The organism is Aeribacillus composti (assembly GCF_007827555.1).
Taxonomy (GTDB): Bacteria; Bacillota; Bacilli; order Bacillales; family Aeribacillaceae; genus Aeribacillus; species Aeribacillus composti.
Map to the genome: position 1 here is coordinate 125,325 of NZ_VISS01000007.1, position 8,953 is coordinate 134,277.

Here is an 8,953-nt window from a genome sequence, read left to right on the forward strand (position 1 = left end):
CGAACGGGCTAGTACCCGTCATATCAAGTGAAGTAGAAATCCTTCAGCTCTGAGGAGTAATTTTGTATATCACACCCCTTTTTATGGAAAATGTCTTAGTTACATTGAATTTTTTGTCAATTTGTTTTTCCGCTTCTACAGTAAAAACGACCCGAAAATCTTTTATTTCTTTTTTAAATCGTCAATACCAATAAAAAACGTACATTTAATATACATTAAATAGAATGGAGATTACAGCAACTTTACTGGAGCAACGGACATGATTGCCTGCCGATGTTTTACACATCTCCTTCTTGACAGAAGAATCACGCCCGCAGAGGCTCATTGTCGAGTGTCACTGCCTTACCACACTTATACGGACAGGAACTTCATGAAAAAATTTGTGTTCAAAAATCTGACTTATATCCATAAATCTTACATTGCTGAACTGTTGTTATTATGTATGCTGCTGTACACGCATGTATTTAGAAAAAAACATTTTTTTCAATTTGTATTCTGTATCATTTGACTGCTTATCACTTATGCGTACCTTTACTATGATTCCTACATAATGACGGTATGCGAATCAATCAAATGAATCGATATTTAGGGACTCCTCCGAAACAACAATGCCATCATTGTCAGCATACACATACGCATTTGGGGTCCAGCGCACTTCACCAAATTCAAGTGCGACATCACGGCTTCCTTTCCCTTCTTTTTTACTTTTAACCGGACAGGTGCCGAGTGCCTTTACCCCAATCGGCATCGTCGCAATTTCAGCGGAGTCGCGTATACATCCATTTATAATCACGCCAGATAATTCACGTTCACATGCAATCTGAGCTAAACGATCTCCTAAAAGCGCGCAGTTTCGTGAACCTTTTCCATCCACAACAAGAACTGAACCTTTTGGGATCGTTTCTAGAGCTTGACGAACTAGCACATTATCTTCAAACACTTCAACCGTTGCAATTGGACCTGAAAATTTCTTTTTTCCCCCATAACTGATAAGCGGCAATTTACAAACTTGAAGCTTTTCTAAATATTGATCGCATAAATCAGCAGTTTTCATGATGAATTCTCCTTTCCCATCTATGATTGATACAAAAATATATTTTGACAACCAAGAAGTAAATCCCTTTCAAATTGAAAAAATAATCAAAGGTCAAGATTCGCGCTCGCTTTTCGTTGTTTGGCCGGGCTTGCTGGATACTAGCCGGCGCAACACAAAGCCAAACTCTTCTCTATTGCACTTAGTGATTCATTAATTCTTTCTTTAAAATATTTCGATGAACTCCCCCCTCCCACTTGCTTAGAGGCGGGCTTCATGTAACCGTTTTAATGATATGAAAAGGACTGAGCCGTCAAATCTGTTCCACTTAGACAGCCGCAATTCTTCCTTTCCATACAATTTCAAAATTTAAATCAATTTTTTCAAAAAATATATTGATTCTAACGTTACGTCAGGTTTTAAGATAAAACTAAGAAGGAGAGAAGCTATCCAGCAATCCTGATTCAAAATGGCCCGAACGTAAAGGAGAGATTCGTTGTGGAGAATTTTGAAAAAAATCAAACTTCATGGCAAAATTTTAAAAAGTTGATAAAAATGGCTAACCCTCCTTTCTGGATTTTTGTTGCGGCAATCGTATTAAGTCTTTTGGAAGCAGCTACAGGATTAGTCGTTCCGATCTTTACACGGGATTTGATTGATCGTTTTTCAACTTCAAGTATTGAAACTCATTTAATCTTTTTATTGATTGCAGTTTTTATTCTTCAGTCAACTACATCAGGCTTCTCCTATTATCTTATGTCTTATATTGGCGAATATATTGTGGCAAAAATCCGTTCAAAGCTTTGGAACCATGTGCTGTATTTGCCGATACCTTATTTTGACCGCCATGAATCTGGAGAATTGATGAGCCGCATAACACAGGACACTTATACAGTAAAGTCGCTCGTGACCGAGCATTTAGCTAATTTCGTTTCAGGAATTGTTACGGTCTTAGGGGCTGTCGCTATTTTAATTATCATTGATTGGAAAATGACGCTCATTCTGTTTATTTTTGTACCGCTTGCTATCGTATTGGTTCTTCCACTTGGACAGAAAATCTATAAAATTTCCATGCAAACCCAAGACGAAATGGCCACTTTCAGCGGCAATCTAGGCCGCGTGCTGAGCGATATCCGGTTGGTAAAATCAAACATTGCCGAACCTGTCGAAAAACAAAACGGAAATCAAAAAATTCAGCAGTTGTTCCGATTCGGCTTGAAGGAAGCAAAAATCCAAGCGATTATTTCACCTTTAATGACAACGATTATTATGGCGGTGTTAGTCGTCATTATCGGCTATGGAGGAATTCGTGTTGCCAGAGGGGAATTATCCGCAGGTTCGCTCGTTGCCATCATAATATATATGGTGCAAATTATTGTACCTTTTAGCCAAATGGCAGGATTTTTTACAGCTTTCCAAAAGGCAATGGGTGCGACAGAACGAATTCAGCAGCTTTTGAATACAGAAACAGAACATAATAATGGAAATACAAGAATTGATGTTCATAAACCAATCGTGTTTCAAAACATCTCGTTTGCTTATGAAAAAGGAAAAACGATTTTGCAAAACGTTCATTTTGAAGTGAAGCCCGGCCAAACCGTCGCGATCGTCGGACCAAGCGGTGCTGGTAAAACAACTATTTTTTCCCTTATTGAACGGTTCTATCAGCCAACAAACGGGGCAATAAAATTAGGGAATACCGACATTCGCGAATTTCCGCTTTTTGAGTGGCGCCAACAGATCGGTTACGTTTCTCAAGAAAGCCCGATTATGTCTGGCACGATTCGTGAAAATATTTGCTACGGGCTAAATCGTACAGTCAGCGAAGAAGAAGTGAGAAAAGCCGCGCAATTGGCTAATGTAGATGAATTCATCGAACAAATGCAAGACGGCTATGAAACGGAAGTCGGCGAAAGAGGGATCAAGCTATCCGGTGGGCAGCGTCAGCGCATTGCCATCGCGAGGGCACTGTTGAGAAATCCAAAAATTCTTCTGCTGGATGAAGCTACATCCAATTTAGACAGCAACTCCGAGCAAAAAGTGCAAAACGCTCTCCTTCATCTTATGAAAAATCGTACAACATTTGTCATCGCCCATCGACTTTCAACTATTATTAATGCAGATTTAATCATCGTCCTCGAAAATGGTAAAATTACCGGTCAGGGAACACATAATGAGCTGTTGCAGTCCCATCCGTTGTATCAAAAGCTTGTCAGCCGACAAATGCAAAATTTTGCTCCCGCCAACGATTAAGGCGGGAGCCGCATATAATTTACAAATGGAAGCTGACCGCTTAAGCCCGTTTCCGCTCCATAATGTTGATCCCTAACCCCATGAACACAACAGCCATCAAGAATAGGATGCTCATCGGATAGAGCAAATCGCTGAATGAGTAGCCGTAAACTACCGCCCCTTTTAACAGGTCCATTCCATACGTAACGGGGACAAATTTTGAAAGCAAGAGAAGTGCATCCGAAGAAACAATTTCCAGCGGCCAATAAGCTCCTCCGAGCATCGCCATGCTGACAGAAACAAGCGGAAGCACCGCATGAAACTGCTGCTCATTATTGACAATTCCTACTATAAAAATTGATATTGCGACAATTGCCAGTACATAAGGGATGAGCAATACGAGCACAAACCAAAATTTATCGCTGAAATCTACATCAAACACAAAGTGAAAGACTGCAAAAATAAGCGCCACCTGAATATAGCCGGTTGCAAAACTGTAAATTAAATTTCCGGTATACATCTCCCATTTTTTGACCGGCGACAAAATCATTCGATCCCAAATGCCGTTTCGCTTTTCCATTAATATATTGAAAACGTTGTACGCAATCGTATAAATGACAAAAAATAAGACACTGCCGAAAATCGATTGCATTTTGCTGTTGATGATAACAGTTTCATCCGCACGGAAATGTTTTGTCTCTACGGTAAACACCGGATCGTTTTTCGCTTCCGCAAGCGATTTTGCCACTTGCTTTGCGCTTGATTCTCCTTGTTTTTCCTTCACCTGATCGATGATCGACTTGGATTGTAATGCTTTTGCGTAAACTTTTTGAACCGTTTGCTGAACCAAATAGCTATTGGGGGTATTGGAAGCAACGATTATGCGGAAATCGTCCTTTTTAAGCTCCACACCTGCTTCCGCCTTACCTTCGCCAACCAGCTTTTCAACTTCCTCTTTTTTCATCCTTTTAAACGAAAATAGATTATACTGCTCAAGAGAGCGAATGATTTCCTTCACTTCACTTTCAGGCAGTGCGCTGTATACTGGGACAACTATAGTCTGTTTGTTTACGGAACTGATGAGCATAGCAAAAACGACAGAAAGGATCGACACCATTAAAAATAGCCAAGGCTTCCGGATAAAAAGACGCAGCTTTGCTGTCAAAACTCCGATCACGCCATTTCACCCCTTTTTGGGAAAACTAGCAAGCTCAATACGAACATAACAAAACCGAAAAGACATAAGTATATGACAGTCCAAATAAATTGCGACAGATCATAGCCTTGCAAAATTTTTAAATAAGCTGTCATGCCGGCTCCATTTGGCGTCATATCCCCCAATTTGTGCATAAATTCCGACATTTGCGAAACCGGGAAATAGCTGCCGCCAAGAAAAGCCAAAATAGAAACGACTCCGCTTGAGAAGAAAATGGAAACATTATCTGAATTTATTCGATAGCTCAATGATGTTAAAAAGGTTCCTATTCCTCCGACTGCCACACAAAGAGCAAGCGTAACAATGATAAACGAGACGAGATCCGGCCACTTGACACTGTAAAAAACGGCTGCTAAAGCATATAACAAGGAGAGCTGAAAAAAGGCAATGATCAAGGAAGTTATGAAAATAGCAGCCATGTATAAATTTTTCGGTACATTGGCAAGCAACAAACGATGGAATGCGTTCGACTGTTTTTCTTGCAAAGCATGAGACGAAATATACGAGGCCAGATACAACACAAACATAACGCTTATGCCGACTGTATAATAAGTAAAAGAATTAATTGGCTCCCGTTTTGTCACGGTTTCCATTTCTCCCTTTACTTTTGCGACAGGCAGTTCAAGTGATTCGTTTAAGCCAGCCTGATCCAGTTTAGAAATCAAAGAATATTGCTCTTGAAATTCAGTGATGAGCTCTTGAACAAATTGGGCTGTAATTTCTTTGCCTTCGTTGACATATATACTAAGCTTCGGCTTCGTTTTCTCGCCAAATATTAAATGGTTTAACAACGTGTATGAAAAATGCTCCGGCACTTCAACAATGACTGTATATTTGTCATTTTCACGAATTTCCTCCAATTCAGAAGGCTGAAACTCTGCCATTTGTATATACGGTTCCAGCCCTTTTGAGCCTAAAATTTCTTGTTTTAAAATGGAAATAGGCATCATTTTTTCCACTTGTTTTAATAGAAATTCCTTTTCCTCATCCGGCATTTGCACGTTTTTTACGTCGTTGGCGAATTTTTCGAAGTCCTCTTGTTCATTGCCATGTTCGACAATCGCTACTTTCGCTTGAATATCCATTTTTTTGCTGTCCATTACACTTGTGAGCGCAAAACCTAAAATAGATATAAGAGTGAACGGCATTACTAATAGAAGAAGCAATTCCTGCTTATTGCGGATCATTATTAAAAATTGTTTCTTAATAAATTGTCCAATCATGATCATCACCCTTTTAATTTCGTAATGCTCTTCCAGTTAAATGAAGAAACACATCTTCCAAAGTAGGTGTTTTAATCTCGATAGATGTCAACATTGTGTTTGTTTCCTCAGCAATTTTGAACAATATGGAAAAAGCATTCGCTTCTTTTGGCGTTAATACGGTAATTACCCGATCTTGCACAGTCACGCGATTGACAACCGGATGATCACGCAGCGCTTGAATAAATGAATCGTTCACGCGCTCGACAGTAATTTGGATTGTGTTTTCTGCCGATAAAATATTTTTTATCTCCTCTTTAGTACCGGCCGCCAAAATATTCCCTTTATCCATAATGTAAATGCGATTGCATAAAAATTCGACTTCCTCCATATAATGGCTCGTGTACAATACGGTCATTTTTTTCTCCTTATTTAACCTTTTGACCGTTTCCAAAATATAATTTCTTGATTGCGGATCAATGCCGACTGTCGGTTCATCCATAATGATCAATTCAGGTTCGTGCAGCAAGGCAGCCCCGATGTTCAATCTTCTCTTCATTCCGCCTGAAAAATTTTTAACAAGATCATGCTGGCGATCCGTTAAACCGATCATTTCCAAAACTTCCTCTACCTTCTGTTTTAATTGCGAACCTGACAGCCGATAAATTTTGCCGAAAAACAGCAAATTTTCCCGCGCTGATAAATCGGGATATAATGCAATTTCTTGCGGTACAACCCCTAAAATTTTTCTGAGCTTTTCCGGCCTTTTGATGACACTTTCGTTATTCAAACGAACATCACCGCTTGTCGGCGGAATCAGAGTAGAAATAATTGAAATGGTGGTCGATTTGCCGGCGCCGTTTGGCCCCAAAAGCCCGATGATTTCCCCTCTTTCCAAAAATAAATTCACACCGTTTACAGCATGCGTTTGTTTAAACCTTTTCGTTATTTCAACAGCTTCCAGCATTTTTTATCCTCCCTCTCAACGTTCTATTTGTATATTACAGCGTCCGCACTTTCTCACATACTATCTGCAGTCACTCTTTTCACTGAAAAACTATGACTTAGGTCATACATTTACAAAGTCTCTAGGAATAGCGCTGAAAATCAGCAAACATTCCGAGTCGAAGCAAACATTTTTCAATTATGAACGCTTCATTAACATAGAGCTTTAAAATTTCACGGCATTATTTCAATACAAAAAAAGACCGGCCTAAATAGCCGATCCTAATCAAACAGCTAGCAAATATCATGTTTAATGGCATAAATAGCGAGCTGTGTTCTATCCCGCAGCCCAAGCTTATTTAAAATTTGCGTCATATGGTTTTTGACAGTTCCGATGGACAAATGAAGGTCAGACGCAATTTCTTTGTTCGTTTTTCCTTCGCCGACAAGCTTCACAATCGCCAGCTCACGCGGTGTTAAAGGAACGTTCACCATCTCTTTTTTTGGCTTTTCCAGCAGCTTCGGTACCATTTTTGCCGCTACATCTTCATGAATGGACATTCCGCCTTTCATACAGCTATGTATCGCATCAATCAGCTTTGCCGGTTCAGATGTCTTCAGCAAAAAACCGCTTGCCCCATCCTTCAACGTCTGTACGGCATATTCCTCATCATTAAACGTTGTTAAAATAAGAATTTTCGCATCAGGCCACCGCTCTTTTATTTTTTTAGTCGCTTCTACTCCGTTCATAACTGGCATGCGAATATCCATTAAAATCAGGTCTACAATTGTCTTTTCCATTATTTCGATTGCTTTTAACCCATGCTCAGCTTCCGCGACTACTTTTAATTGCTCGTCCTGTTCGATCATCATTTTCAAGCCTTGGCGGACAATGGCTTGATCTTCAACAAGTAAAATACGGATGGTCATCATTCATACTCCTTTATTGGCAAAGTCCCATGAACAACAAACTCATCATTTGTTTGAAATATGTTCAAGCTTCCTCCAGCTTCTTTCACACGCTCTTTCATATTCGTTAAACCGAAGCCTTTTTGAAACGGTTTGGCATCCGATATCCGGTTTTTTATCGTAAATTCCAAGTCACCGATCGCATTTTTTCCTAATATGATATACACTTCCCTTGATTGCGCATGCCGCATCGCATTCGTTAGCGCCTCTTGGATGACTCGGTACAAAACGACATTTTGCTGATTAGTAAGACGGGCCGATAAAACCCCTTGCTTCGTCGTAAAATGCACCATAATATGACTTTCCGATTCCAGCTTGCGAATGAGCTGAAGCACTGACGAAATCCCTTCACTTTCATCCATTTTTAGCGCCCTAACTGCATGTCTCGTTTCCTCTAAACTTTCGCGAACTAAAGATTTTAATTCTTCATATTCCTTCCTTTTCTCTTTGATCGAAAGCATCTCAAGCTGCATCAGCAATGCCGTTAATTTATGCCCGACAGAATCATGAATATCACGGGCAATTCTCGTTCGTTCTTCCAATCTGGCCGACCGCTCGTTTTCATAGCTGATACGCTTTAATCCTCTATATTCTCCCAATAGTTGTTCATACAGCTCCCTTTGTTCCTTCCTTTCAAAGATATATTCATTTAAAACAACAGAAATGAAAGTAAATATAGCAAACGCCGTCAGCCATTCAAAAGGATTAGGAAGGAATAAGGCGATCAGGATCGAAACAGAAACATGAATGACGGCAAACAGACGAAAGGGCTGTTTTTTTAGCTGAAAAATTGCTTCGACATAAAGATATAAAATTAATAAAAGAGAGGCATGATTGCCTGCAGCAGACTGAAGCCATCCCGCTGACAAAATGAAAAGATCCACGATGATGTACAACAGAAGAGTATTTTTGACAACAGGCAGAAAAAAATAGCAGCCAATTGTACAAGCACTTAAAAATACCAATAAGGTGAGATGTGCTGAATGATCCAAAAAAGCTGAAAATAAAAAGTACGTCCATAAAACGGCAAAAACGAACACTCTGAATAAAAAAGCCTTCACTGACATCCCACCCTTTGTAATCTACTATCAACCTACTGAAACTATAAAAGAATGTCAACGGCTTTTCAAAAGAAATGTCGGACATTTCTCAAATCATGTACCAATTAATTAAAATACTGAACTCCTCCCTTTTTCTCTCCAAAATAATTACCCTGTGATTTTAGAATTCAACATTTCTAAATAACAACCTCTATAATTAAAGGGGCTGTCCAAAAAGTCAGGGTAACTGACTTTTTGGAGCCCCTCATTTTTTCACTTTTTAAAAAAAATGCACAAAAAAATCGTCCTTTCTAGT

At 39.5% G+C, this 8,953-nt stretch carries 7 protein-coding genes; 1 reads left to right on the top strand and 6 read right to left on the bottom strand.

Annotation, left to right across the window (positions count from 1 at the left end):
- Nucleotides 1–565: 565 nt before the first annotated feature.
- Entirely contained in the window at nt 566–1,054 is a 489-nt protein-coding gene (gene rraA / locus FB379_RS05710; RefSeq protein ID WP_066248830.1) for a ribonuclease E activity regulator RraA, read from the bottom strand.
- 534 nt (nt 1,055–1,588) lie between these two features.
- Here rraA and FB379_RS05715 point away from each other — a divergent pair.
- The gene (locus FB379_RS05715) at nt 1,589–3,286 is read left to right on the top strand and encodes an ABC transporter ATP-binding protein (protein WP_130156726.1); all 1,698 of its coding nucleotides are present in this window, start codon (nt 1,589–1,591) and stop codon (nt 3,284–3,286) included.
- 40 nt (nt 3,287–3,326) lie between these two features.
- On the opposite strand, the gene FB379_RS05720 is transcribed toward FB379_RS05715, so the two are convergent.
- The 5 genes from FB379_RS05720 to FB379_RS05740 form a co-directional block, all read right to left on the bottom strand.
- Nucleotides 3,327–4,442: an ABC transporter permease gene (locus FB379_RS05720; RefSeq protein ID WP_130156724.1), complete on the bottom strand. Its 1,116-nt coding sequence runs from the start codon at nt 4,440–4,442 to the stop codon at nt 3,327–3,329.
- Nucleotides 4,439–5,704: an ABC transporter permease gene (locus tag FB379_RS05725; protein WP_144597369.1), complete on the bottom strand. Its 1,266-nt coding sequence runs from the start codon at nt 5,702–5,704 to the stop codon at nt 4,439–4,441. The genes FB379_RS05720 and FB379_RS05725 overlap by 4 nt, the downstream gene beginning before the upstream one ends.
- Before the next feature lie 13 nt (nt 5,705–5,717).
- Nucleotides 5,718–6,650, bottom strand: coding sequence for an ABC transporter ATP-binding protein (locus tag FB379_RS05730; protein WP_063389232.1), 933 nt, complete (start codon nt 6,648–6,650; stop codon nt 5,718–5,720).
- 272 nt (nt 6,651–6,922) lie between these two features.
- The gene (locus tag FB379_RS05735; RefSeq protein ID WP_044895620.1) at nt 6,923–7,558 is read right to left on the bottom strand and encodes a response regulator; all 636 of its coding nucleotides are present in this window, start codon (nt 7,556–7,558) and stop codon (nt 6,923–6,925) included.
- Complete coding sequence (locus FB379_RS05740; RefSeq protein ID WP_130156720.1) at nt 7,558–8,658, bottom strand: sensor histidine kinase; 1,101 nt, start codon at nt 8,656–8,658, stop codon at nt 7,558–7,560. The genes FB379_RS05735 and FB379_RS05740 overlap by 1 nt, the downstream gene beginning before the upstream one ends.
- Nucleotides 8,659–8,953: the final 295 nt, after the last annotated feature.

Coding starts and splice junctions, on each gene's coding strand:
- FB379_RS05715 (WP_130156726.1), top strand. CDS start 1,589: ATGGCTAACCCTCCTTTCTGGATTTTTGTTGCGGCAATCGTATTAAGT.
- FB379_RS05725 (WP_144597369.1), bottom strand. CDS start 5,704: ATGATTGGACAATTTATTAAGAAACAATTTTTAATAATGATCCGCAAT.
- FB379_RS05735 (WP_044895620.1), bottom strand. CDS start 7,558: ATGACCATCCGTATTTTACTTGTTGAAGATCAAGCCATTGTCCGCCAA.
- FB379_RS05730 (WP_063389232.1), bottom strand. CDS start 6,650: ATGCTGGAAGCTGTTGAAATAACGAAAAGGTTTAAACAAACGCATGCT.
- rraA (WP_066248830.1), bottom strand. CDS start 1,054: ATGAAAACTGCTGATTTATGCGATCAATATTTAGAAAAGCTTCAAGTT.